General features: G+C 54.9%; 23 protein-coding genes and 1 pseudogene. 17 read left to right on the forward strand and 7 right to left on the reverse strand.

All coding sequences use genetic code 11. The features are described 5' to 3' along the window. Together ABWP81_RS00330 and ABWP81_RS00335 are read left to right on the forward strand one after the other, a co-directional pair. Nucleotides 1-401: hypothetical protein (locus ABWP81_RS00330; RefSeq protein WP_353138100.1), on the forward strand; the 401-nt coding region annotated here is incomplete at its 5' end. A gap of 96 nt (nucleotides 402-497) precedes the next feature. Further along, entirely contained in the window at nucleotides 498-2,597 is a 2,100-nt protein-coding gene (locus tag ABWP81_RS00335; RefSeq protein ID WP_353138103.1) for a TonB-dependent receptor, read from the forward strand. A gap of 47 nt (nucleotides 2,598-2,644) precedes the next feature. Here the strand turns inward: ABWP81_RS00335 and pdxH are convergent, their stop codons facing one another. Then, nucleotides 2,645-3,283 (reverse strand): pyridoxamine 5'-phosphate oxidase, encoded by a 639-nt coding sequence (gene pdxH, locus ABWP81_RS00340; protein WP_353138106.1) that lies wholly within the window; start codon nucleotides 3,281-3,283, stop codon nucleotides 2,645-2,647. Nucleotides 3,284-3,419: 136 nt separating this feature from the next. Between pdxH and ABWP81_RS00345 the strand changes: the two genes are divergently transcribed. Then, nucleotides 3,420-3,737: a high-potential iron-sulfur protein gene (locus tag ABWP81_RS00345; RefSeq protein WP_353133220.1), complete on the forward strand. Its 318-nt coding sequence runs from the start codon at nucleotides 3,420-3,422 to the stop codon at nucleotides 3,735-3,737. A 96-nt stretch (nucleotides 3,738-3,833) separates the two neighbouring features. On the opposite strand, the gene ABWP81_RS00350 is transcribed toward ABWP81_RS00345, so the two are convergent. Further along, entirely contained in the window at nucleotides 3,834-4,607 is a 774-nt protein-coding gene (locus ABWP81_RS00350; RefSeq protein ID WP_353138109.1) for an enoyl-CoA hydratase-related protein, read from the reverse strand. Between the two features lie 68 nt (nucleotides 4,608-4,675). Between ABWP81_RS00350 and ABWP81_RS00355 the strand changes: the two genes are divergently transcribed. The 10 genes from ABWP81_RS00355 to ABWP81_RS00400 all read left to right on the forward strand — a co-directional run bounded on the left by ABWP81_RS00355 (nucleotide 4,676) and on the right by ABWP81_RS00400 (nucleotide 13,091). Next, the gene (locus tag ABWP81_RS00355; RefSeq protein ID WP_353138112.1) at nucleotides 4,676-5,617 is read left to right on the forward strand and encodes a 2-hydroxyacid dehydrogenase; all 942 of its coding nucleotides are present in this window, start codon (nucleotides 4,676-4,678) and stop codon (nucleotides 5,615-5,617) included. Nucleotides 5,618-5,624: 7 nt separating this feature from the next. Beyond that, nucleotides 5,625-6,698, forward strand: a complete 1,074-nt coding sequence (locus ABWP81_RS00360) for an amidohydrolase family protein (RefSeq protein WP_353138115.1) — start codon at nucleotides 5,625-5,627, stop codon at nucleotides 6,696-6,698. Nucleotides 6,699-6,724: 26 nt separating this feature from the next. Next, nucleotides 6,725-7,705: a Bug family tripartite tricarboxylate transporter substrate binding protein gene (locus ABWP81_RS00365; protein WP_353138118.1), complete on the forward strand. Its 981-nt coding sequence runs from the start codon at nucleotides 6,725-6,727 to the stop codon at nucleotides 7,703-7,705. Nucleotides 7,706-7,729: 24 nt separating this feature from the next. Next, nucleotides 7,730-8,347, forward strand: a complete 618-nt coding sequence (locus ABWP81_RS00370; RefSeq protein WP_353138121.1) for a nuclear transport factor 2 family protein — start codon at nucleotides 7,730-7,732, stop codon at nucleotides 8,345-8,347. Nucleotides 8,348-8,481: 134 nt separating this feature from the next. Beyond that, nucleotides 8,482-9,393: a Bug family tripartite tricarboxylate transporter substrate binding protein gene (locus ABWP81_RS00375; protein ID WP_353138124.1), complete on the forward strand. Its 912-nt coding sequence runs from the start codon at nucleotides 8,482-8,484 to the stop codon at nucleotides 9,391-9,393. Nucleotides 9,394-9,487: 94 nt separating this feature from the next. After that, nucleotides 9,488-10,075, forward strand: coding sequence for a malonic semialdehyde reductase (locus tag ABWP81_RS00380; protein ID WP_353138127.1), 588 nt, complete (start codon nucleotides 9,488-9,490; stop codon nucleotides 10,073-10,075). Nucleotides 10,076-10,095: 20 nt separating this feature from the next. After that, nucleotides 10,096-10,896, forward strand: coding sequence for a cyclase family protein (locus ABWP81_RS00385; RefSeq protein ID WP_353133244.1), 801 nt, complete (start codon nucleotides 10,096-10,098; stop codon nucleotides 10,894-10,896). Between the two features lie 32 nt (nucleotides 10,897-10,928). Continuing rightward, complete coding sequence (locus tag ABWP81_RS00390; protein WP_353138130.1) at nucleotides 10,929-11,762, forward strand: intradiol ring-cleavage dioxygenase; 834 nt, start codon at nucleotides 10,929-10,931, stop codon at nucleotides 11,760-11,762. 50 nt (nucleotides 11,763-11,812) lie between these two features. Further along, the gene (locus ABWP81_RS00395; protein WP_353138133.1) at nucleotides 11,813-12,781 is read left to right on the forward strand and encodes a VOC family protein; all 969 of its coding nucleotides are present in this window, start codon (nucleotides 11,813-11,815) and stop codon (nucleotides 12,779-12,781) included. Nucleotides 12,782-12,788: 7 nt separating this feature from the next. After that, a complete protein-coding gene (locus ABWP81_RS00400; protein ID WP_353138136.1) occupies nucleotides 12,789-13,091 on the forward strand; it encodes a YciI family protein in 303 nt (100 codons plus the stop codon). A 41-nt stretch (nucleotides 13,092-13,132) separates the two neighbouring features. Here ABWP81_RS00400 and ABWP81_RS00405 read toward each other — a convergent pair whose 3' ends face one another. Both ABWP81_RS00405 and ABWP81_RS00410 read right to left on the reverse strand, forming a co-directional pair. After that, entirely contained in the window at nucleotides 13,133-14,764 is a 1,632-nt protein-coding gene (locus ABWP81_RS00405; protein ID WP_353138139.1) for an FAD-dependent monooxygenase, read from the reverse strand. Nucleotides 14,765-14,947: 183 nt separating this feature from the next. Then, entirely contained in the window at nucleotides 14,948-16,813 is a 1,866-nt protein-coding gene (locus ABWP81_RS00410) for a DEAD/DEAH box helicase (RefSeq protein ID WP_353138142.1), read from the reverse strand. A 240-nt stretch (nucleotides 16,814-17,053) separates the two neighbouring features. On the opposite strand from ABWP81_RS00410, the gene ettA reads away from it, so the two are divergent. The 4 genes from ettA (at nucleotide 17,054) to ABWP81_RS00430 (ending at nucleotide 21,721) form a co-directional block, all read left to right on the forward strand. Beyond that, a complete protein-coding gene (ettA, locus tag ABWP81_RS00415) occupies nucleotides 17,054-18,721 on the forward strand; it encodes an energy-dependent translational throttle protein EttA (RefSeq protein ID WP_353138145.1) in 1,668 nt (555 codons plus the stop codon). Nucleotides 18,722-18,916: 195 nt separating this feature from the next. Beyond that, on the forward strand, nucleotides 18,917-19,549 hold the full coding sequence (locus ABWP81_RS00420) for a response regulator (protein ID WP_353133265.1): 633 nt from the start codon (nucleotides 18,917-18,919) through the stop codon (nucleotides 19,547-19,549). A gap of 61 nt (nucleotides 19,550-19,610) precedes the next feature. After that, nucleotides 19,611-20,612, forward strand: coding sequence for an LLM class flavin-dependent oxidoreductase (locus ABWP81_RS00425; RefSeq protein WP_353138148.1), 1,002 nt, complete (start codon nucleotides 19,611-19,613; stop codon nucleotides 20,610-20,612). A gap of 68 nt (nucleotides 20,613-20,680) precedes the next feature. After that, nucleotides 20,681-21,721 carry a methionine synthase gene (locus ABWP81_RS00430; RefSeq protein ID WP_353133271.1) on the forward strand — a complete coding sequence of 347 codons (1,041 nt, stop codon included), beginning with the start codon at nucleotides 20,681-20,683 and terminating at the stop codon, nucleotides 21,719-21,721. 3 nt (nucleotides 21,722-21,724) lie between these two features. Here ABWP81_RS00430 and ABWP81_RS00435 read toward each other — a convergent pair whose 3' ends face one another. The 3 genes and pseudogenes from ABWP81_RS00435 to bktB form a co-directional block, all read right to left on the reverse strand. Next, the gene (locus ABWP81_RS00435; RefSeq protein ID WP_353138151.1) at nucleotides 21,725-22,243 is read right to left on the reverse strand and encodes a hemerythrin domain-containing protein; all 519 of its coding nucleotides are present in this window, start codon (nucleotides 22,241-22,243) and stop codon (nucleotides 21,725-21,727) included. 97 nt (nucleotides 22,244-22,340) lie between these two features. Further along, nucleotides 22,341-23,672 (reverse strand): annotated as a pseudogene (locus ABWP81_RS00440) (MFS transporter); the annotation flags it as partial. 6 nt (nucleotides 23,673-23,678) lie between these two features. Beyond that, nucleotides 23,679-24,860, reverse strand: coding sequence for a beta-ketothiolase BktB (gene bktB, locus ABWP81_RS00445; RefSeq protein WP_353138154.1), 1,182 nt, complete (start codon nucleotides 24,858-24,860; stop codon nucleotides 23,679-23,681). Between the last annotated feature and the right edge of the window lie 12 nt (nucleotides 24,861-24,872).

The raw sequence follows: 24,872 nt of genomic DNA on the forward strand, positions 1-24,872 counted from the left end.
TGCCTCTGCCTCTGCCTGTGGCTCTGAGCTTGCGCACTTGGCGGCATATGTTGTCGGCGCTGCTCACCGCTTTGGTGTTGGTGCAAACCTTGGGCGTGGTGCATAGGGTGGCGCATGCGCACAACGCGCACCCTGCGGAGGCGTCTGTCTCTGACGCTGAAACAGCAGCCACTGCAAACCCCGGCGTGTTCACCAGCTTGGAGCGTCTATGGGGCGGGCACAGCAACGCGGTGGACTGTCAGCTGTTTGACCAAAGTTGTCCAGATGCCTTGCACATCCCTGTTTTGCTAGTGATGACCGTAATGCCCGCCATCAGTTGGCTCGCGGCAACCTTGCACGAACGCTTTGCGCTGTTTGAGCGTTTTTACGCGGCCCGAGGGCCCCCTGCTGTTTTGCTTTGAACTTTGAGCCAGCTCGCCATGCTTCATCGCTGGCGCGCTGGAAAGGCTTTGCAAAACACATTGGAGGCTTCATAGATGCCTTGCAGGAACCTTAATATGACACACGTTTTTCAACGCAGCGCCGTGGCCGCTGCTGCTTATTCATTTTTCTCCATCACGCTGGGCGATGTTTGGGCACAAACAGAGGATGCCCATCGCTTGGATGAAGTCACCATCACTGCACGCAGCTTGGAGCGCAGCGACTTGATGGTGCCTGCCCAGCAGCTGTCAGGTGCAGCACTGACCCAGCGCCAAGGCAGCACCCTGGGAGAAACACTCGACAACTTGCCTGGTATTGCCAACAGCTCCTTTGGCCCCAATGTGGGCCGACCTGTGATTCGTGGCATGGACGGCGACCGCATTCGCATTTTGCAAAACAGCGGTGCCAACATGGATGTGTCAGGCCTGAGCAACGACCATGCTGTGCCGATTGACCCCCTCACCACGGAGCGCATAGAAGTGCTGCGGGGTCCCGCCACCTTGCTGTATGGCGGCAGCGCCATTGGCGGCGTGGTGAACGTAATCGACAACCGCATCGCACGCGAGCGCACGTTTGACGCCAAAGGCGGCGTGATGGGCAAAGCCGAAGTGCGTGCTGGTGGTGCAGCCGACGAGCGTAGCAAGGGCGCGATGGTGGAGGCGGGCAATGACAAATTTGTGTTGCATGTGGATGCGTTTGAGCGCAGCACCCAAAACTTGCGTGTGCCTAAAGACATGATCTGTGGTGAGGGTGGCCCATCCAACGGCCGCCGCGTGTGTAACTCGGCCAGCGACAGCAAAGGTGGCGCGGTGGGTGGCACTCTGCTATTTGACCGTGGTTACTTGGGTTTGTCGACCAGTGAGTACCGCAGCACCTACGGCACGGTGGCAGAACCCACGGTGCGCATCGGTATGGTGCGCCGCCATCATGTGATGGAGGGGCTGTTGCGTGAGGTGGGTGCGTTCCAGGATGTGAAGTTTCAGATCGGAAGTACTAATTACACGCACACCGAATTTGATGCGGGCAACCCAGAGTCAACGTTCAAAAATAGAGGCTATGACCTGCGTTTGGAGGGGCGTCAACGCACCATGCGTTTGAGCAATGGGCTGCAGTTGGATGGGGTCGTTGGCATTCAAAGTGAGCGTAACAATTTGCAAGCCAAGGCCGATGATGGCGCTAACACGCTTTTGCCACCCAGTCGAACGCGCAGCACGGGGGTGTTTACTTATCAAGCTTTGAAAACATCATGGGGTCAGCTCAGTGCGGGTGCTCGCGTTGAAGATGTGGAGGTTCAGTCCCTAGAGGCGCATCAAGTTAACTTGGCACAAACCCAAAAATTTAAACCTCTCAACTTTGCGGTCGGTGCCATGCGCAACCTCCGTCAAGGCGAGGCGAAAAATGGTTGGCAGCTCACGACCAACTTAAGTGCGAGCCAGCGTGCTCCCAAAGACTATGAGCTGTTTGCGCATGGCGAACATGCGGCAACCGCCACGTATGAAATTGGTCAGCCCAGCATCGGTCTAGAAAAAGGTATGCAGCTCGATGTTGGCGGTGAGTGGAAACAAGGGGCGCACAAATTTGGCATCACTGGATTTGCTTCGCAGTTTTCCAATTACATATCTTTGCAACCCACGGGAACAGATAGCTTCGTCAGCGGGACGCCTGACTATCAATTCCAAGGCGTCCGTGCCCGTTTCTACGGCATCGAATCCACCGCCAAAATCCGCATGGTGGCAGGCCAAGATGCCGTTCTGACATCCAACGGTGCACACGGCGCGATGGATCTTGAGTTGCGTGCCGACGTGGTGCGCGCCCAAGACTTGACTCACAACAGCCCCATGCCCCGCATCGCCCCCATGCGTGTGGGCGCTGACGCAGTGTGGTCACGCAACGCGTGGGGTGCACGTTTTGGGTTCATGCATGCCGCCGCTCAAAACCGCGTGCCCAACAACGGCACTGCTCCAGGCATCAGCACCGCCGGCCACACGCTTTGGAACGCGGGCCTGACCTTTCACACCCACAGCGGCCCGACGCATTGGTTGTTGTTTGCCAAGCTCGACAACCTCACCAATAAGTTGGCGTATTCGTCAACTTCTGTGTTGACGCAGACATTGGGTACCAATGCGCCGCCCATAGCGGGACGTAGCTTGAAGGTTGGCGCTCAAGTGAGCTTTTAAGTTTTTGTAGCACCCAAAGCAAAAGCGGCCTAATTGCCGCTTTTGTTTTATGGCGCCAGTCGCTCGCGAATCCAATGGCCATCCGTCGTTTGGCGATAACGCAAGCGGTCATGTAAACGGCTTTTGCGACCCTGCCAAAACTCCCACTGCTCGGGCACTAATCGGTAGCCACCCCAGTGCGGTGGTCGTGGCGGCTGCAACAAAAACTGTGCGCCGTATTTGGCAGCATTGGCCACCAAGGTGCCGCGGCCCTCAATCACTTGGCTTTGCGGACTGGCCCATGCACCGATGCGCGAATCGAGAGGACGGCTATTGAAATAGGCGTCGCTCTCTGCGTCGCTGATTTTCTCCACCCGGCCTTCGATGCGCACCACGCGCTCAAGTTCGACCCAGTGGAATTGAAGTGCCGCAAAAGGGTTGCCCGCCAGTTGCTGCCCTTTGAGGCTGTTGTAGTTGGTGAACCACACCATGCCGCGCGCGTCGTAGCCCTTGATCAGCACCACACGCGTACTGGGGCGCAAGTCGCTGCCTACGGTAGCCAAGGTCATGGCGTTGGGTTCGGGCAGTTGGCTGGAGATGGCTTCTTTCAGCCAGAGGTCAAACTGTTGGATGGGGTCTGCAGCTGACGCTGACTCGTTGAGTTCGGCGCGTTCGTAGCTTTTGCGTAAGTTGGCTATGTCATTCATAAACTTAAGGATAGCGCTTTTGAATTGGGGCCAATGCCCGTGATTTGATGTCGATCAATCGCGGGGTATATTGTCCAGTTAAAATTTCGTGTCCAGCATTTTCTGGCCCAATTCCAAATTTCTTTAGGGGACATTGATGAACCAACCAACCAACCGTCGCGTATTCATGATGCAAACCATGTCGGCTGCAGGCGTTGCTGCTTTCGCAACAACAGCTTCTGCGCAAGCAGCCATGGTGAACGAAGCCGATCCACAAGCTGTGGGTTTGAGCTACAAAGCTGACGCCACCAAGGTAGACAAAACCAAGCAGCCCAAATACGCCGCAGGTCAGTTGTGCAGCAATTGTGCTTTGTACCAAGGCAAGGCCAGCGACGCAGCCGGTGGTTGCCCCTTGTTTGCTGGCAAGCAAGTGGCCGGTAAAGGTTGGTGCTCGGCTTACGCCAAGAAGGCTTAATTTCAGCCTTGGCTTCGTTTGTGAGCCACATCAAAAAAAAGGGAGCCATTTGGCTCCCTTTTTTTGCGACAACGCCGCATAAGGCACACCCGCGTTTTACTTGCCCGTGAATTTGGGAGCGCGTCGCTCGGTAAACGCCGCGCGACCTTCGACAAAGTCTTGGCTATTAACGGATCGGCGTGCGCGTTCTTTAAGCGAGGGCTCGCTGTACAAGCCCGCCGCAATTTCATTTAAGCTTTTTTTGGTAGTGGCCAAAGCCAAGGGGGCCATGGCGTTGAGGCGACAGACTAAGTTGTTTACTGCGTTCTCAAATTCATCGGCTTGCACCAAGGCTTCAAAAAACCCAAGCTTGTCTAGGGCTTCATAGGGCATAGGCTGCCCAAGTAAAAATGCACGTTTGCTGGCTTGCAAGCCCAAGCGGCTGACATAGCGGCGCAAACCGCTAGGGTAATAGTGCAAGCCCAGCGCGGCTGCAGGCATGCGCCAAGTGTGACCGCGTTGCGCCACGGTGAAGTCGCAGGCCAGCACCAAGTCGGTGGCGCCGCCATACACACTGCCGTTCAAGGCGCAAATCGTGACGGGACGTAAGCACTCCAAAGCTTCGGGAATTTTTTCAAAGAACAGCGGTGCCATGGGGTCGTTGTCAAAGCCGCCCACGTTGTAGCCAGCGCTGAAGACTGCGTTTGGCTGTCCTGAGGTGTCTGCCCGCAACACCACCACTTGCAGGGCGGTGTTGCGGTTGAGGGTGTCAAAGTGGGCCAGCAAGGTGTTGAGGTCTTCGTCGGTCAAGCTGTTGCGCAACGAGGGGCGGCGAAGGGTCAGGGTGGCCACAGAGCCAGCAATGTCGAGGAGAGGGGGGCCTTCAGTCATAGCTATTGATGTTATCCAATCCAAAGGTAGAGTCAGGGAGATATAAAAGGCAAATGGAGAATCACGCCATGACTCAAGAAATTTTGCAAGTCTCGCCCTTGCCACCGTTCATGATGAATGCGTTGCACGAGGCCGACTACATCGTGCACGACCACACTCACATCAAAGACCCGGGGGCCTTGAGCAAAGTCACGGCCATCGTGGGCACTGGTGCAGCTAAGGTCGATAAAAAATTATTGATGATGCTGCCTCAGGTGAAGCTGATTGCCATTTGTGGCGTGGGCTACGACGGGGTGGATGTGGCTGCGGCCAAAGAAAAAGGCATTGTCGTTACGCACACGCCAGGCGTGCTGACAGACGACGTGGCTGATTTGGCATTTGGTTTGTTGCTATCCATTGGGCGGCGCATTGCGCAAGCCGATAAATTTGTACGTAACGGCGATTGGGTGGACGATGAGTTTGCTTTGATGCACCAAGTGTCGGGTGCACGCTTGGGGCTTGTGGGAATGGGACGCATTGGCCGCGCCATTGCCAAACGCGCGGCTGCATTTGACATGCGCATCGCTTACTGCGGGCGCGAAGCCAAGGCTGACTTGCCCTACACCTTTTATGAAAAAGTAACAGAATTGGCTGCACAAGTTGACTACCTGGTGGTGGCCGTACCTGGCGGAGATGGCACCCAAAATTTAATCGATGCTTCGGTGCTGCAAGCCTTGGGCACCAAGGGTTATCTTATTAATATCGCGCGCGGATCGGTGGTCGACCAGCCCGTGCTGGTGCAAGCTTTGAAAGACAAAACCATTGCGGGTGCTGCCTTAGATGTTTTTTGGGATGAGCCCATCATCGATCCGGAGTTACGCCGCTTGCCTAACGTAGTGTTAACACCGCATATCGCCAGCGCGACAGTGGAAACACGTCAAGCCATGGCAGCATTGACCCTCGGTAATTTGCAAGCCTTCTATGCAGAACGGGCTTTGCTAACACCAGTGCCTGAGTGCCAATTAATTTGAGGGAGCCATGAGCATCATTTCGTCGCCTTTGCCTAGTCGGCCCTATCGGCGAATCGCCACCGAAGAGGCTTTTTCTCCGCCCGAAATGTTGGATATTTACAAACGCATTTTGAAGCAAGACGATGTCGATCCGGGCTTCAAACACCTGATGGGCTTTTACATGAGCAGCCCCAGCGAACGTGCCACACACATCATGCGCTGTTTGACTGATTTGGATGCACTGCGCTTGCAGCACATGGACGAGGCGGGCGTGGATGTGCAAGTCATTGGCTTGACTTCTCCGGGCGTGCAGATCATGGACAAAGACACGGCGGTGGCATTTGCCCCTGTGGCCAACGACATCTTGGCGGATGCCATGCGCCGCCACCCCGACCGTTTGGTGGGCATGATTGCTGTGGCCCCCCAAGACCCTGCTGACGCTGCTAAAGAAATTCAGCGCGGTGTGAATCAGCTCAACATGCATTCGGTGGTGATTAACTCGCACACCCAAGGCGAGTATTTGTCAGATCAAAAGTTTTGGCCCATCTTTGAAGCGGCTGAGGCAATGGACACGCCTATCTATTTGCACCCTAATGCCATGCCCGCCAGCATGATTCAGCACTTCATTGAAGCGGGATTAGACGGGGCAATTTATGGTTTTGGTGTGGAGACGGGTTTGCATGCTTTGCGCCTCATCACCTCGGGTGTGTTTGACCGCTTTCCCAAGTTGCAAATCATTTTGGGCCACATGGGTGAAGCACTGCCGTTTTGGGCCTACCGACTTGACTACATGCATGCAGCAACGGTCAAGTCCAACCGCTACCCCAGCGTGCAGCCCATCAAGCGCAAGCCCAGCGACTACCTGCGTGAGAACTTTCATATCACCAACAGCGGTGTGGCTTGGGGGGCAGCAATTAAATTCACCCAAGACTTTATGGGGCCTGACCGTGTGCTCTACGCCATGGACTACCCCTACCAATACGCGCCCGAAGAAGTGGCTATGTTGGAGGGCCTCGACATGGCGCCTCAGGTGCGTAAAGCCTTCTTTCAAGACAACGCAGAGCGCTTGTTCAAAATTCCCCCAGCGTCTTCAGCCGCTTGAGTTTGATATTTTCAGGAGACCGTTTCATGAATGACATTGATCGTCGACAACTGGCCACCCTCGCTCTTGCTGCGATGGGGCTCTTTAGCTTAGGCGCAGCAGCGCAAAGTGCTTATCCCACTCAAACCCTCAAGATCATCGTGCCGTTCACCCCCGGCACGGGCATGGACACCATTGCGCGCGTAGTCGCCCCCCGTTTGAGTGAACGCTTAGGCCAGCCTGTGGTGGTGCAAAACCAGCCGGGTGCCAGCGGCAACATTGGTGCAGATGCGGTGGCCAAATCCAGCCCCGATGGCTACACCGTCTTGATGGGAGCCAACACCATGTTGATGGCCTCTCAGATGTACAAAAACGTTAGCTTTGACCCGACCAAAGACTTCGCGCCTGTTTCTATGGCGGCTTATGGTTCGCTGATGTTGGTGGCGAATCCCAAAACTGGCATCAAGTCTTTGACTGATCTGATCAAAGAAGCCAAGGCCAAACCGGGTGGCATCAGCTTTGGCTCGCCCGGCGTGGGCACCCCACACCATATGGCGATGGAGTTGTTCAAGCTCGAGTCCAGCACCTTCATGCTGCATGTGCCCTACCGAGGCTCGGCGGGTTACACCCAGGACCTGTTGAGTGGCGAACTGAATGTGGGCTTTTTACCCGTTCACATCGCCCAAGGTTTTGTGAAAAGTGGCCGTTTAAATGCCTTGGCTGTGGGTAGCCCTAAGCGTCATCCTGTCGCTGCCGAAGTGGCAACATTTGAAGAGTTAGGCGTGAACAGAATTGACGTGGACCTTTGGTACGCCTTTTTTGTGCCCAGCAAAACACCTGCGGCAGTGGTGACCCGTTTGAACACCGAGATGGCAGCCATCTTGCGCCAGCCCGAAGTCAAAGATATTTTGGGTAAGGCGGGCATGGACGCCTCCGCCTCCACGCCCAATGAGTTGGTTGCGATTGTGGCTAAAGACTACCCAAGATGGGGCACGGTTATTCGCACCAAGCAGATATCGGCAGATTGATCATTTTTTTATGGGACTCAAGTTATGAGCAACGCGATGAATGACGAGTTGTTAATCCGCCAGATGGTCGAGCGCTGGGCTGTGTGGCGTGACGCGGGCGACTGGGAGCGCTTTGCTACGGTTTGGCATCCTGAGGGTGTGATGATGGCTACTTGGTTTCAGGGCCCCTTTGCCGAATTCATTCGCGTGACACAAGAGGGCTGGGCTAAGGGTGTGAGCATCTTGCATTTTTTAGGAGGCTCTGCGGTGGAGGTGGCGGGAGACCGCGCAATTGCGCAAACCAAGATGACCATTTCTCAGCGCGGCATGGTGGAAGGTGAGAACGGTCCGGTGCTGTGCGATGTGGTGTGTACCGGCCGTTTTTATGATTTTGTGATCCGTCACAACGGTGAATGGAAATTGCTGCACCGTCAGCCCATTTATGAAAAGGATCGCATAGATCCTGTGGATTCATCCGCCATGCTAAAGCTCGACACAGCTGCGCTTGCTAATTTTCCTGAGGGCTATCGCCATTTGGCCTATATCCAAACGCGTATTGGTTACAAGGTCAAGATGGACATGCCCATGTTGAAGGGCCCTGTGGTTGAGGCGCTTTACCAACGCGGTGCGCGCTGGTTATTGGGCGGCGAGTTGGAGCGCTGAGTCGGTAGCTAAATTACATTTTTTGAAAGGTAACGGTCATGATTGAGATGCGTACTTCTTTGGTGGACTCTAAGCGCCGATGCCTTGTGCAGGCGCTACCCTTGATGTGTTTGTTGGGATCGACCCCTAGCCTCATGGCTCAAACTGCTTACCCCAACCGTGCCTTGCGCGTCATCGTGCCGCAGCCGCCGGGGGGCGGTTTTGACTTCGTGGCTCGCGTCTTGGCCGAGCGTTTGAGCAAGTCTTTAGGGCAAAGTGTGGTGGTTGAAAACAAGCCCGGATCCGGCACCCTTGTTGGAACTGAAGCTGCAGCAAAAGCCGATCCCGATGGCTACACCTTGCTCATGGGCTCGGTGTCCAACATTGCTCTCAATATGGGGCTGTATGACAAATTGCCCTACGACAGCCTGCGTGACTTCGAGCCTGTGGGGCTCGCGGTCAGTTATAGCTACACCTTGATGGCCCGCAAAGACCTACCGTTCAACTCACTCAAAGAATTGGTGGCCTATGCCAAAGCCAACCCCGGCAAGCTGACCTACGCTTCAGCGGGTGTCGGCTCGGGTCAGCACGTGCTTGCCGCAGCTCTATGGGATTTGGCCGGCGTGAACGTGGTGCATGTGCCTTATCGGGGAGCTCAGGCGGCATATCAGGATTTGTTGGGCGGCCGTGTGGATGTCTTTTTCGATTTGTCATCAACCGCACGCGTGCAAGTGAACGCGGGCTCGGTCAAGGCGCTCGCGCTGTCTGGCACTGAGCGCAATCCCATGCACCCAGACGTCCCCACCATCCTAGAGAGTGGCGTAGCGCCGCTTGATTTGGAATCATGGTTTGGATATTTCTTGCCCAAGAAAACACCGCAGGACATTCAAGAACGCTTGCGCAGCGAGCTGGCCAAAGTGATCGCGCAACCTGATTTGCAAGAAATTTTTCGCAAGGCCGGCGGTAAGCCGATGGCCTTGAACACGGAGCAGACCCGTGCGCTGGTCAAGCGCGATGTTGATCGCTGGACAAAGCTGGTGCGTGACATTGGTATCAAGGCGGAATAGTTGCCATCCCCAAAGAGAGATGGCACCCACTTGATTGATCGACTTGTGATGAGTCAAACGTTTTTTTACTAACTTTTTCCGAAAGAAGCCTTGTATGAGTATCTCCAAAGAAGCCATTGATCATTTGTTTAACGATGCGCGCACCGCCAATGGCTTTGTCGACAAACCTGTTGCGTTGAGTTTGCTCAAGCAGATATACGAGATTGCAAAAATGGGCCCCACGTCCATGAACTGTCAACCCGCGCGGTTTGTGTTTTTGACGAGCCCTGAGGCCAAAGCCAGACTGATGCCAGCGATGAGCCCTGGCAATGTGGACAAAACAAACTCAGCACCTGTGAGCGTTATCGTGGCGACCGATAGTCAATTTTTCGAGCACATGCCTACCGTGTTTCCAAACAACCCCAATGCCAAAGCCTTGTTTGAAGGCAATGCGGCATTGGCTGCTGGCACGGCCTCGCGCAATGGCACCTTGAGTGGTGCTTATTTCATGATCGCAGCACGTGCCCTTGGCTTGGATTGCGGACCGATGAGTGGTTTAGATGTCGCCAAAGTGAACGCTGAGTTTTTTCCAGACGGTCGTTACACCACCAACTTTGTTCTCAACCTGGGCTACGGTGACAGCACCAAATTGTTTGCGCGCAATCCTCGGTTGAGTTTCGAGCAAGTGGTTCAAGTGCTTTAAATTACGACGGGAGTCAATTCATGCCGCGCCATTTTGTTGATTTATCAATCTTTCTTGAAAACGATGTCATCAGCGATCCGCCAGCGTTCGCGCCCAAGATCGAGTATTTCACGCATGAAAACACTTACCAACAAATCGCACCTTTTTTTCCTGGTCTAAAAAAAGAAGATTTACCCGATGGCGAGGGTTGGGCAGTGGAGTTTGTTCAACTCTGTACGCACAACGGCACGCACTTAGACGCGCCTTATCACTTCCACTCCACCATGGACAATGCCTTGGGTGATAAGAAGCCAGCCATCGCCATTCACGACGTTCCCTTGGAGTGGTGTTTCCAACCCGGTGTGAAACTAGACTTTCGCCACTTCGCCGATGGTTATGTGGTGACTGCCAATGATGTGCAAGCAGAGCTCCACCGAATTGGCCACACCTTAAGCCCCCTTGAAATCGTGGTGATCAACACGCGTGCTGGTTCACGTTATGGATCCTCCGACTATGTCTCTAGCGGCTGTGGCATGGGGTATGAATCCACCATGTTTCTGCTAGAACAAGGCGTTCGCTTAACCGGCACGGATGCTTGGAGCTGGGATGCGCCGTTTGTGCACACCGCACAAAAATACAGCGACACCAAAGATGCGTCGCTGATCTGGGAGGGGCACAAAGCGGGGCGTGACATTGGATACTGCCACCTAGAGAAACTGCACAACCTCGAAAGTTTGCCTCCGACGGGTTTTTACATCAGTTGCTTCCCGCACAAGATCCGCGGCGCTTCAGCCGGTTGGACCCGCGCTGTTGCAATTTTTGATGAAGCATTGACAGGCTAACGACATGATTAAAAACTAAATGGATAGATACGATGCGTAATTTAGACGAACACACAATCACACAGGCAGTTTTAGAGCGGTTTTCCAACACGCCTGACCCTCGATTGAAAGAGATCATTTTCAGTTTGGTGCAGCACTTGCACGATTTCGCACGCGAGGTGCGTCTGACCGAAGAAGAGTGGCTGGAAGGCATTAAATTTCTGACGCGTGCAGGTCACATCACCGATGACAAGCGTCAGGAATTTATTTTGATTTCAGACACTTTGGGCTTGTCCATGCTGACGGTAGCAATGAACAACCAAAAGCCTGATGGCTGCACTGAGGCCACTGTGGTCGGGCCGTTCCATGTTGAAAATGCTCCCCACTACAACTTAGGCGATGACGTTGGTAATGGCGCCATTGGCGCTCCTTGTTTTGTCAAAGGCACCATCAAAGGCTTGGATGGCGAGCCCGTGCCTGGCGCTCACATCGAGGTATGGCAATCGGACGAAGACGGCATGTATGACGTGCAAAAGCCGGACTTAGATCACTCGCAAGGACGTGGTGTGTTGAAGGCGGATGCCGAAGGCAATTACTACTTCAAATCCATCTTGGCTGTGGCCTATCCCATTCCGCACGATGGCCCCGTGGGCGACATGCTGGTTGCGACCAAGAACCACCCATGGCGACCTGCGCATCTGCACTTCATGATCAAGGCGCCGGGCTACGAGTCCCTCATCACGCATGTGTTCCGTCACGACGACCAATACTTAGATTCAGACGCTGTATTCGGCGTGCGTCAATCCCTGATCACAGATTGGATTCAGCAACCTAATGGCGAATACACCTTGGAGTTCAATTTTGTGTTGAACCCCGTGCCCAACTAAATTTATCAACCTGCCTATTGGGGCCTTTGAACTTTTAAGAGGAGAGTTGTATGACTGATCAATCGGGTGCGCCATCTGTCATGCCTCGCAGCCCGTCTTTGGCGGCTCATTCCATTGATTGCGTGGTGTTTACCGTGCCCGATATTGACGTGGCGGTAAAGTTTTATACCGCCTTTGGTATGGACGTCCGACGGGAGGGCCGCAGTGTTGAGTTGTTCACCATGGGCCACCCGCACTGCTGGATGCGCGTGGTTGAAAACAAGCAACCCAAAGCTTTGCAGTATCTGGCGTTTGGTATTTACGCTGAAGACGAAGCGGCCTTTCAAACCAAAATTGATCAACTGGGCATTGGTTGTGAACCTCATCCGTTGGCGACGCGTCCCGGCATTTGGTTGCGCGGGCCAGACGGTCACCCCTTTCAATTGGTGGTGAGTGACAAAGTCTCTCCTAATCACAAAACACCTGCGGCACCTGCGCGTGGTTTAGCGCGCGGAACAGCATCCGCACCAGCGCGCACCCAAGTTGATCGCGTTTTTCCGCGTTGGCTATCGCATGTGTTGCTGTTTACCCCCGACGTGTCTGCGCTGGTAAATTTCTCTGAGTCCGTGTTGGGCTTGCGCTTGTCGGACCGTTCGGCTGACTTGGTGGCCTTCATGCACACGCCGCACGGCAGCGATCACCACCTGTTGGCGTGTGTGAAGTCAGAGGGGCCAGGCTTGCATCACACCAGCTGGGATATGGGCAGTGTGGACGAAGTGGGCGAGGCCAGTGAGCAAATGCGCAATGCAGGCTACGCCGATGGTTGGGGCGTTGGTCGACATGTGTTGGGCTCCAATTACTTTTATTACGTGCGTGATCCTTGGGGTAGCTTTGCCGAGTATTCGGCAGACATTGACTTTATTTCTTCAGATCAACCCTGGGTAGCGGGTGACTACGCGCCAGAAGACTCCTTCTATTTGTGGGGCCCTGCTGTACCCGATTGGTTTGTTGCGAACACAGAACTCATTCAACAGAAATAGGCGACCCATGATTTATATTTTTCACTTGATCGATAAGCCTAATCAGGCAGTTTTGCGTCAGCAGATGCGTCCTGAGCACAAAGCTTATTTGGCACAGATGAGCGACCGCATTGCCTTTGCTGGCCCTCTGACGGATGAGCAAGGCCAAATGGTTGGCAGCTTGTTGGCCATTGATTTTGAATCGCGTGATGATGCGCAGCAGTGGCTCAACCAAGAGCCGTTCACTCAGGCAGGTATTTACGGCGAGGTGCGCATCGACGGTTTTATGAATCTGTGGCCGCAAAAGATGGGCTTCCCACCTCAAAAATAAAGCGTGGGCCTTTTCGGCTTAACGGCTTATTGGCTCACCCCCTAGGACGCAAGCGCTGACGGAGCCCCAGTGATGAGATCTAAAACTTGCTGTGCTTGGGCGGCATCGATGCGCGCGTCTTGGCTGACCCATGCGACAAACTGGTCGGGCCGTATCAAGACCCAAGTTGCTTCATAGCGATCAGCCTCTGATCCGGTGGGCTCGAGCACCAATGTCAAAGGGGTTTTCAGCGCAGCGGCGGCAGTTGATAGCAATTGGCTGTCTTCCGCGTGATTTCCAATTCCAAGCAAGGTGAAGCCAGAGCCTAAAAGGTCGAACACATTTTTGCCTGATGGCAACGTGGCGGGGGCGAGGTGATGGCCAGCACGCGCCTTAAATTGATGCGAGCCCTTGGCGCTGCAAATCCCTGCTTTGTTCGCAACCTGATGGACGATCGGCGAACCTTCGTAGTTGGGTTCAAACGCATGCACCTCTCCTACTGCCCCTGCAGATCTTTCTTGCCAGGCAGCTTCAAACGCGGCCAGATCCTGTAGGGGGTCAAAGTGTGCCAAAAAGTCGCCATCTGTGTCGATGGATTTGGCAATGAAGTCTTTGATGGTGGAAGCGAAAACGGGGCGGCGCTCTGCGTCGTAGGAGTCGAGCAATTGCTTGCCTCCCCAGCCTTGCAATACGGCGGCTAACTTCCATCCTAAGTTGCGCGCATCTTCGAGACCCGAGTTGACACCGTAGCCGCCATAAGGGGGGTGGCTGTGTGCAGCATCACCCGCGACAAAAATACGTCCTGCTCGGTAGGTATTGGCCAGTGCAAAGCGTAAGTCCCAAAACCCAACGCGTTCGATTTCAAGCGCAAATTCGACCCCTACTGCTTCATGTAAATAGGCCTTGAAATCAAAGTTGTCAGCGGTGGTGCCCAGCGGAACAGGCGCATGGAAAAACCAGGTATTTCCTAAGTCGACTCGACCAAAAAACTTCCAGTAGCCTTTGAGATCTGGATGCAGAACGTTATAAAAAGACTTGCCTGGGTAGCGCGACAGAAGTTCGTGGAGTTCTTGTGACTGAAACACCAGTAACACCATTAAGCGGTCATGATCAGTGAGCGTTTGCGTGATGCCCGCTTGCTCTCGCGTTTTCGATCGGCTGCCATCGCATCCCACGGCGTAATCTGCACGAATAACCTGTTGCTTTTGGCTGTTGCGTTGCGTGAGGGTTACGGTAGTGCCATCGTCGTCTTGTTGGATGGTTTGCGCATCCCAGCCGAAAAGCGTTTGAACGTTCGGCAGTTTGGCGAGACGTTGGCGAAGCACTTTTTCTGTCTCGTATTGCGGCAGTCGTTCGTTGGCGGTGAAGTAATAGGGCTTGACCAGTTCGCGTTGCAGCCAGTCATAGTTGTATTGCCCCAGCAGCGTGCCGTAGGCGGTGAGCCCACCGATGCCATATTCAGGCGGAATGGTCCGCGCCGCTCTTAATTCTTTTTCTGCACCCCAAAAGTGGAAGTGCTCCATGGTGCGCTGTGTGAGGTTTTGGCCTCTTGGAATGGGCTGGGTTTGTTCATAGCGCTCCGTCAACACACAACGGATACCGCGTTGACCCAGTTCAATTGCGAGACCCAAACCCACAGGGCCGCCGCCGATGATGACCACGTCGGTGGTCCAAGGTGTTGTTGTCTGTGTCATGAGAGTGCTTTTCAAAGGAATTATTGTCACGAGGGACATAAGATTCCTCTGTCGCGGATTTGCCACGCTGGGCTGATCATGCCCATGGCACCCAACGGACGCAACACTGACTTCGTCGAGTGATCATTTCTCGAACAACTTTTTACGCAGCAAAACTGCTGAGTTAATGCTGGATCTTTAGACTTAGCGGCCGTAACCGCCACCGCCTGATCGGCCGCCGCCGCCGCCGCCACCGCCAGAGCGACCACCACCGCCACCGCCACCGCCACCGCCAGGTCGACGGCCATAGCCGCCACCACCGCCACCGCGTTTGCGTTCGGTCATGAGGTCCACGCTGGTGCGTGTAGGGTCGGGCTGGCGCTGACCGCCACCTTGTGTTTTGTGGCCGAAGGCGTTCACGCCGCTTTGTGTACCCAAGTGCGCGTTGGCGCGGGGCTGAAAGTCGTCATCATCACGGCGCGGGGCGTGAGGTGCATCAAAGTCACGCGGTGGACGAGGTGCATCGTTGCGTGGGCCACGATTGTCAAACTGGCGAGGGGCGCGAGGCCCCTGTCCTTGGCCTGGTTGACGATTGCCGTCACGTGCTGGACGCTCGCCGCTGCGTGGGGGGCGATCACCAAACTGAGCGCGTTCGCCGTCGCGAGAGGGACGATCGCCCACACGGTCACGGCTCACATGGCCGCTGGGGCGAGGTGCGCGGCCTTCAGAGGGGCCACCTTGACCACCACGACCACCACCACCGCCATTGCGACCACCGCCAGCGGGTTTGGTATCGCGAATGCGTTGCATCATTTCACCGCGTGCGGCTTTGGCTGCGGCAGCCATCACGTCACGGCCTGGGGGCTTGCCGATACCGCCCCACAAGGTTTGACGGCCCATCGCGATGGGTTCGGCTTTTTCGTCAGCATCCGGGCCAAAGTCGGCCACTGGCACCACGGGCACTTGTTGTTTGGTGAAGATTTCGATGTCGCGCATGAAACCTTGTTCATCTAGCGACACCAAGCTCACGGCTTCGCCGCTAGACCCAGCGCGACCAGTGCGACCAATGCGGTGCACATAGTCTTCACTGATGTTGGGGATTTCGTAGTTCACGACGTGTGGCAACTCGTCAATGTCAATGCCGCGCGCCGCAATATCGGTGGCCACTAAAGCGCGAATGTCGCCGCTCTTGAAACCTGCCAAGGCTTGTGTGCGAGCCGTTTGGCTCTTGTTGCCGTGCAACGCCATGGCGCTGATGCCGTTCTTGGTCAAAAACTCTGCCACGTTGTTGGCACCAAATTTGGTGCGCGTGAACACCAGCACTTGGCTCCAGTTGTGTTCGTTAATGATGTGGGCGAGCAAAGCTTTTTTCTTGCCGCGACCCACAGGGTGAACCACTTGCGTGATGCGTTGCACCGTGGTGTTGCTGGGCGTGACTTGGATGCTGAGTGGATCTTTCAGCAAGTTACCCGCCAATTCGCGAATTTCGTCGCTGAAGGTCGCCGAGAACAACAAGCTCTGTTTGTCTTTGGGAACCAAGGCCAAGATCTTTTTGACGTCATGGATAAAGCCCATGTCCAACATGCGGTCGGCTTCGTCGAGCACCAAAATTTCCACGGTGGACAAGTCGAGCAGACCTTGCTGTTGCAAGTCGAGCAAGCGGCCTGGGGTGGCAACCAGAATGTCCACGCCTTTTTTAATGCGGGCCACTTGTGGGTTCATGCCCACGCCGCCGAAGATCACGGTGGAGGTGAGTTGCAAGTATTTTCCGTAACCACGGACAGACTCTTCCACCTGCGCTGCGAGCTCACGAGTGGGGGTCAGGACCAAGGCGCGTACGCCGTAGACGCCAAATTTGTTTTCTTTGCTGCGGCTCATGGTGAGCTTGTGCAACAGGGGCAGTGTGAACGCCGCTGTTTTACCGGTACCGGTTTGGGCACCTGCCAACAAGTCATGGCCCGCGAGGACGGCGGGGATAGCTTGGGCTTGGATGGGGGTGGGAGTTTCGTAACCCTGTTCGAGTACGGCTTTTAAGATGGCCGGAGCCAAATTCAATTCTTCAAATTTCATGATGGAGCGCTTATGTCAGCGCATGACACCAACCCACTCGGCCCGAAGGCCACCCAGTTATAGGTTGGCGATATTTACAGATGAGCTCTAAAAATCACAAACAGAGGTGTTTGGAACAAGCTCCAGCAGAAGTGCTGATGTTGCGGCAACTGGCGGCGGCAACGGTCTAGATTGTCGCATGGATTGCACGAGATGGGATAATCATCGTTTTATTGCATTCGCTACCCGAAAGAAACACAAATGGCTCAGTACGTTTTTAGTATGAACCGCGTCGGCAAGATCGTGCCGCCTAAGCGTCATATTTTGAAAGACATTTCCTTGTCCTTTTTCCCCGGTGCCAAGATTGGCGTGCTGGGTACCAACGGCTCAGGCAAGTCCACCTTGCTCAAAATCATGGCCGGCATAGACACAGAGATCGAAGGTGAAGCAACGCCTATGGCGGGACTGAAAATTGGATATCTGCCCCAAGAACCTCAGCTCGACCCAGAGCACACCGTGCGCCAAGCGGTCGAGAGCGGTATGAGCGAAATCAAAGACGCGCAAACGCGTCTCGAAGAGGTCTACGCCGCTTACGCTGAAGAAGATGCCGATTTCGACGCCTTGGCCGCTGAACAAGCCCAACTCGAAGCGGTCATTGCAGCCTCAGGCGCTGGTGACGGTTCAGAACATTTGATGGACATTGCGGCTGACGCTTTGCGCTTGGCCCCTTGGGATGCCGTGATTGGCAAACTCTCGGGTGGTGAAAAACGTCGCGTGGCTTTGTGCCGTTTGTTGTTGTCCAAGCCCGACATGTTGTTGCTTGATGAGCCGACCAACCACTTGGATGCTGAGTCTGTGGATTGGTTAGAGCAATTTTTGGCTCGTTTCTCAGGCACCGTCGTGGCGATTACCCATGACCGCTATTTCTTGGACAACGCGGCAGAGTGGATTCTGGAATTGGACCGTGGCTCCGGCATTCCTTACAAGGGCAATTACTCGCTTTGGTTGGAGCAAAAAGAAGCTCGTTTGGCGACCGAGCAGCGCACGGAAGACGCACGCAGCAAGGCCATGAAGAAGGAATTGGAATGGTCGCGTCAAAACCCCAAAGGCCGTCAAGCCAAGAGCAAGGCCCGTTTGGCACGCTTTGAGGAGTTGTCTGATCACGAATACCAAAAGCGCAACGAAACTCAGGAGATCTTCATTCCTGTGGCAGAACGTTTGGGTCATGAAGTGTTTGAGTTTAAGAACGTCAGCAAATCGTTTGGCGATCGCGTGTTGATTGACAACCTGAGCTTCCAGGTGCCTGCGGGCGCCATCGTCGGCATCATTGGCCCCAACGGTGCTGGTAAGTCAACCTTGTTCAAGCTGATTGCGGGCAAAGAGAAGCCAGACAGCGGTGAAGTGAAGATTGGCCAAACCGTGAAAATGGCGTTTGTGGACCAGTCGCGCGACGACCTGAACGATGACAAAACCGTGTGGGAAGACATCTCGGGTGGTTTGGACATCATGAACGTGGGCAAGTTCCAAATGGCAAGCCGTGCCTATTGCGGCCGCTTCAACTTCAACGGTGGCGATCAACAAAAGAAAGTTGGCATGTTGTCGGGTGGTGAGCGTGGCCGCTTGCACTTGGCCAAGACCTTGATTGAAGGCGGCAACGTCTTGCTGCTCGATGAGCCATCCAACGACTTGGACGTGGAAACCTTGCGTGCGTTAGAAGATGCTTTGTTGGAGTTCGCTGGCTCTGTCATGGTGATTAGCCATGACCGTTGGTTCCTTGACCGTATTGCCACCCACATCTTGGCTGCTGAAGGCGATAGCCAATGGGTCTTCTTCGACGGTAACTACCAAGAATACGAAGCTGACAAGAAAAAACGTTTGGGCGAGGAGGGTGCCAAACCCAAGCGCGTGCGATTTAAGGCGCTTAAGTAAGCCACCACTTCCCCGCAAAAGCCCAGCTGCCAAAAGTTAGCTGGGCTTTTTTGTGACTGATGCATATTTAGTTAGATAGTGCCGCTTCATCATTTTTAACACTTTAAGCGATTTAGCTGCGTATATAATACAAATAAATAGTTACATATGTATGTGTGACTTTATTCAGATTAGTTAAAAGAACAGGAACTTGCAATGAATATGCCTCCACCCAAAGAGCCCTATGACGGTTACTGCGGCACCAGTTATGCCGCCAAGATGTTGGGAATCTCTGTTGGAACTGTCCAAGGTTTGGTTGAAAAAAGTGACCTCAAAGCATGGAAGACTCAAGGCGGTCACCGCCGAATTTCTTTGCAGTCGATCCAAGACTACCAACGCCGCCACAACTTGGTTCCCGCATCCTTAATGCAGGGCGAAGACCGCTTGCGTGTGTTGGTAGTGGAAGACGATGAAAGCACGCGTTTGATGTTGCAAACCAACTTTGACCAATGGGGCTTGCCTTTGGATACTGTGATGTACGCATCAGCCATGGAAGCTTTGTTGGACATGCCCAGTTTGCAGCCGCAAGTGTTGTTGACCGATTTAAAAATGCCTAATGTCGACGGCTTTGAGTTTCTGAAAACTCTGAGTACACATAATTTATTTAGTAATTTGGCTGTGGTCGTCATGACCGGCATGAGCGCCGAGGAAGTGAATGCCAAAGGCGGTTTACCAGATGGTGTGCAACTGTTGCAAAAGCCCATCGACATGGATTGGTTGCATGGCTTCTTCGACGCGCTGATGTCGGTGCGTCAAATCAACCGCCGCTCACGCACTCAGATGGCTTAAAGCCTAGTTGCCAGCGCTTGTGTGACAGCATGGGTTTGTAGAGCCAGTTATGCTCTAACCCGTGTTTAAACTGTCTGTCCTTGATCAATCTGCAGCTGCTTCCGGCCGAAGCCAAGACGCAGCCATTCGCCAAACCTTGGCCCTCGCCCCTCAGTGCGAGGCTTGGGGCTATCACCGCTTTTGGGTGAGCGAGCACCACAGCCACCCCAGCATCGTGGGCACCGCGCCTGAGGTATTGATGGCCGCCATTGCCGCCCGCACTAAGCGTATTCGTTTGGGCAGTGCAGGCGTCATGCTGCCGCATTACGCACCCCTCAAAGTCGCTGAACAATTTCGAGTGCTCGATGCCTTGGCCCCTGGCCGCATCGACCTTGGCGTAGGACGCGCACCAGGAAGCGATGGCCGTACCGCTCAGCTTCTCAATCCCGATCGCCATGCTTCAGACAACTTCCCTCAGCAAGTGATGGAGCTGAAAGCCTGGGCTACGGGCGAACCCATTCCCGCGGGTCACCCTGGCCACGGCGTGTATGCCTACCCCAGCGGCTCGACCTCACCCGATGTATGGATGTTGGGCAGCTCTGACTATGGCGCACAACTCGCCGCCCATTTGGGCTTGCCCTATGCCTTTGCTTACTTCATCACCGAAGGGCAGGGCGTGGACAACGCTTTAAACCTCTACCGCGCTAACTTTCGCCCCAGCGAACGCAACCCCAAGCCCTGTGCCACCGTTTGCGTGTGGGCTTTGGCAGCAGATACCGAAGATGAAGCATGGCGTTTGTTCCAAAGCCGGGCCCGCTGGAAGATGGACCGCAACACGGGACGCATTGGCGACTTGCTGCCACCCGAGCAAGCGGTGCGCGACTACAACGCCTCAGAGCAAGTAGCCCTAGCTGAGTTGCGCGCTGGCGCTTTGGTGGGGAGTGCGTCTCAGGTGGCTGACAAGTTGCGCAAGCTGGCCCATCGCTTGCAACTGGACGAAGTGGTCATCATCACTTGGACGCATGACGCTGCTGCACAGGCCCGTTCGTATGAGTTGCTGGCACAAGAATTCTCGCTGGCTTGACCACGGGCCAAGCCTAAGCAGTTTTTAATATCTTTCTTACTTTCAACAAAATGACTGGAGACCCGCCCATGTTTTCAACCGCAATCGCTGGCAGCTTGCCCAAACCCGAATGGTTGGCCGAGACCAACAAACTCTGGCCCAAGTGGCAGGCCGAAGGCGACGCCCTGTTGCAAGCCAAAGCTGATGCCACGCTGCTGTGGATCAAAGCCCAAGAAGATGCCGGTCTTGATGTAATTGGCGACGGTGAGCAATCGCGTCAACACTTTGTGCACGGATTCCTAGAACAAATCGAGGGCATCGACTTTGAAAACAAAGTCACCATGGGTATTCGCAACAACCGATACGACGCTCAAGTGCCGCAAGTCATCGCACCTTTGAAGTTGAAAGGACGCGTCCATGCGTTTGAAGCTCAGCTGGCTCGCGCCCACACCAAAAAGAAGCTCAAATTCACCTTGCCCGGCCCCATGACCATCGTTGACACCGTGGCCGACCGTTTCTACGGTAAGGGCAAAGACGCGGTGCAAGGCCGCATCGACATGGCGTTTGCCTTTGCCGAGTTGTTGAATCAAGAGGCCTTGGCCCTGCAAGCCGATGGTGTGGACATCATTCAGTTTGACGAACCCGCATTCAACGTCTACCTAGAAGAAGCCGCAGACTGGGGCGTTAAAGCGCTAGAGCGTGCCGCACAAGGCTTGACCTGCACCACCGCCGTTCATATTTGCTACGGCTACGGCATCGAAGCCAATAACAACTGGAAGAAGACCTTGGGCGACGAGTGGCGTCAATACGAAAAAGTATTGCCCGCATTGGCCAAGAGCAGCATTCAACAGGTCAGCCTAGAGTGCTACCACTCACATGTGCCGCCCGAGATGATGGCTTTGCTGGAAGGCAAAGACGTGATGGTGGGCGTGATTGACGTGGCCAGCGATGTGATTGAAACGCCAGAACAAATTGCCGACACGATTGGCATGGCGTTGAAATACGTGCCTAAGAACCGTTTGATTGCTTGCACCAATTGCGGCTTGGCACCGATGAGCCGCGAGGTGGCGGTGAAGAAGCTAGAGGCCTTGGCGGCTGGCGCTGCTTTGGCGCGTCAGCGTTACGCTTAAAAGTTAAGCGCAGCTGCTATCGCCGCAGCTGCCGCTGCCGTGAATCTCATCTTCAGGTAAGGCATCAGGCGCTGAGACGATGCCAGTCTCAGCGTCATAGCCTACACGGCGCAGGTGCAGGGCCAAAGCCGCATCCATGGTTTGGGCGTGTTGGGGAAACCAAATGCCCAGTTCGTGCGACATTTGACGCATCACGGCCATGTCTCCCTTTTCGCGGCCACGACGCAAGCCTTCGCGCATGACTTCCAGCACCACGTTGTGCTGTGTGGTGTGACAGTTGGTGGATGAAAACTTGGTGTCTTTCATCCACTTGTCTTCGCCGCCAAAGTGTTCTTCGGTGTGCTCAATCAGCGCTGCAAAGCGCTCGGTCAAGGTGTCGTCATCTGCCAGTTCGGCGGCGGCCAACAAGTCGACAAACTCGCGGTGCGTGTCGTCCATGAAGTCCAGCTCAAGGGACAACGCGTCAGACCAAGCAAGGGTGACTTCGCGTGTGGGCAGTGTGGCGGTGAGGGTGTTGGACATCAGAGGCTTTGGAAAGAGGACGCTTTGTATTTTTTATTGGTGCGTTAAGCTTAAGTTGAATCAACCGGCGTTACTTTGCGCTGGGTCAAACCCCGCGCAGCCAAGCTGCAAATCGGTGCAAATAACTGGGCTCGGCCATGAAGATGGCCAGCGTCACAGCGGCATTGGCCACGCCGGTCCACAGGAAGATATCAGGGATGGTCATGCCTACGCTTAGCATGACTCCGGCGATGAGCGAGCTTGCAATCATGAAGATGGCATTGATGATGTTGTTGGCCGCAATGATGCGGGCCACTTCGTGTGCTCTGCTCTCAATTTGAATGAGCGCATACATGGGCACGCTGTAAATGCCTGTGAACAGGCTCAGCAGGAGCAAATCGGCCATGATGCGCCAGTGCGCAGTTTGTGCCACAAACGCGCTGACGCCCATCAGCTCAGACACGGGCAGTTGGCCAGCAGCCACGTACAAGTCCACCGCAAACAGCGTCATGCCGATGGCACCTAAAGGACTCAGGCCAATTTCTACACGCCCTCGGCTGAGGTATTCGCACAAGAGTGCACCCGCGCCAATGCCCACCGAGAACAACACCAACAACAGCGAAGCCACTTGCGCATCACCGTGCAACACCTCTTTGGCAAAGCTAGGAAACTGGCTTAAAAACACCGCGCCAAAAAACCACATCCAGCTGATGCCCAGTAGGGTTTGAAAAACCTTGGGGTTGGCCCGCGCCAAGCGTAGGTTACGCACGGTTTCGGTGATGGGGTTCCAGTTGATGGCCTCATCCGGGTGCGTTGCCGTGAGCGGCGGAATGCGTCCACTCATCCAGCGACCCAACACAGCCACGGCCACGCAAGCCACGGCCACTGTGGCGTGGCCAATCTCTGGAATTGCCACCAACAAACCACCCGCCACATTGCCAAGCAAGATGGCCACAAACGTGCCCATTTCGGTCATGCCGTTGCCGCCCGTCAGCTCGTGCTCATCGAGCACGCGTGGCAAGTATGAATATTTAGCTGGACCAAACACGGTGGAGTGCAGACCCATCAAAAAAGTGCATAACAGCAACACCGCGGCTTGCTGGGTCATAAATCCCACAGCGGCGAGCACCATGATGCCAATTTCACAGTTTTTTACCCACCGCATGATGACGGTGTGTTCGTATTTTTCGGCCAGCTGGCCACTGGTGGCCGAGAACAACAAATAGGGGAGGATGAACAGTGCCCCAATCACCAAGCCCGCTAAAGAAACGGGCAACCAGCTCACGCTGAGCTGGTAGGTCACCATCACGGTGAAGGCGAACTTGAACAGATTGTCATTCGCCGCACCGCAAAACTGAGTCCAGAAAAACGGCCCAAACCGAGCTTGATTTAGCAGTGCGAATTGGTTGGCTTCGCGTTGAATAAAACTAGGTTCGGTTGGGCTGGTCATGGCAAGTTAAAGACGCTCGAAAATAGCAGCAATACCTTGGCCGCCACCAATACACATGGTGACCAAAGCGTACTTGCCATTGATGCGTTGCAGTTCATACAGGGCCTTAACTGTAATCAATGCACCGGTCGCACCGATGGGATGACCCAAAGAAATGCCCGAACCGTTGGGGTTCACTTTGGAGGGGTCTAGGCCCAGCTCTTGGGTGACTGCGCAGGCTTGTGCTGCAAAGGCTTCGTTGGCTTCGATCACGTCCATGTCGTTGGTGGTCAAGCCCGCCTTTTTCAGGGCCAAGCGCGAGGCAGACACTGGGCCCATGCCCATGATTTTTGGATCCAAACCTGTGTGCGCATAAGACACCAAGCGAGCCAGAGGCTTAGCGCCACGGGCTTTGGCTGCGCCAGCTTCCATCAACACCACGGCGGCGGCGGCGTCGTTGATGCCAGAAGCATTGCCAGCCGTGACCGTGCCGTTTTCTTTCACAAACACGGGGCGGAGCTTGGTCATGTCCTCCAGCTTGCAGTTGGGGCGGAAGTGCTCGTCGGTGGCGTAGGCCACGTCGCCTTTTTTGCTCTTCAGCATCACCGGCAGGATTTGGTCTTTGAAATAGCCAGCCTCGATCGCGCGTTGGGCGCGGTTGTGGCTTTCGACGGCCAAAGCGTCTTGCATGTCACGGGTGATGCCAAATTGGGTGGCCACGTTCTCAGCAGTCACGCCCATATGGATGGTGTGGAAGGGGTCGTGCAATGCGCCCACCACCATGTCGACCATCTTGGTGTCACCCATGCGTGCGCCCCAGCGTGCGCTCAGGCTGGCGTAAGGGCCACGGCTCATGTTTTCAGCGCCGCCGCCAATGGCGATGTCGCAGTCACCCAACATGATGGATTGGCTGGCCGAAATAATGGCTTGCAAGCCAGAACCGCACAAACGGTTGACGTTGAAAGCAGGTGTTCCTTCAGCGCAGCCACCGTTCACCGCGGCCAAGCGCGACAGGTACATGTCTTTGGCTTCGGTGTTCACCACATGGCCGAACACCACATGGCCGACATCTTTGCCGTCAATGTGTGCACGCGCTAAAGATTCCCGCACCACTTGCGCTGCTAACTCGCTTGGGGGAATGTCCTTCAGGCTGCCGCCATAGGTACCGATGGCTGTACGAACGCCGCTGACCACAACTACTTCACGCATTTTTGTCTCCAG

The sequence above is a fragment of the Limnohabitans sp. genome, assembly GCF_040401135.1.
Taxonomy (GTDB): domain Bacteria; phylum Pseudomonadota; class Gammaproteobacteria; order Burkholderiales; family Burkholderiaceae_C; genus Limnohabitans.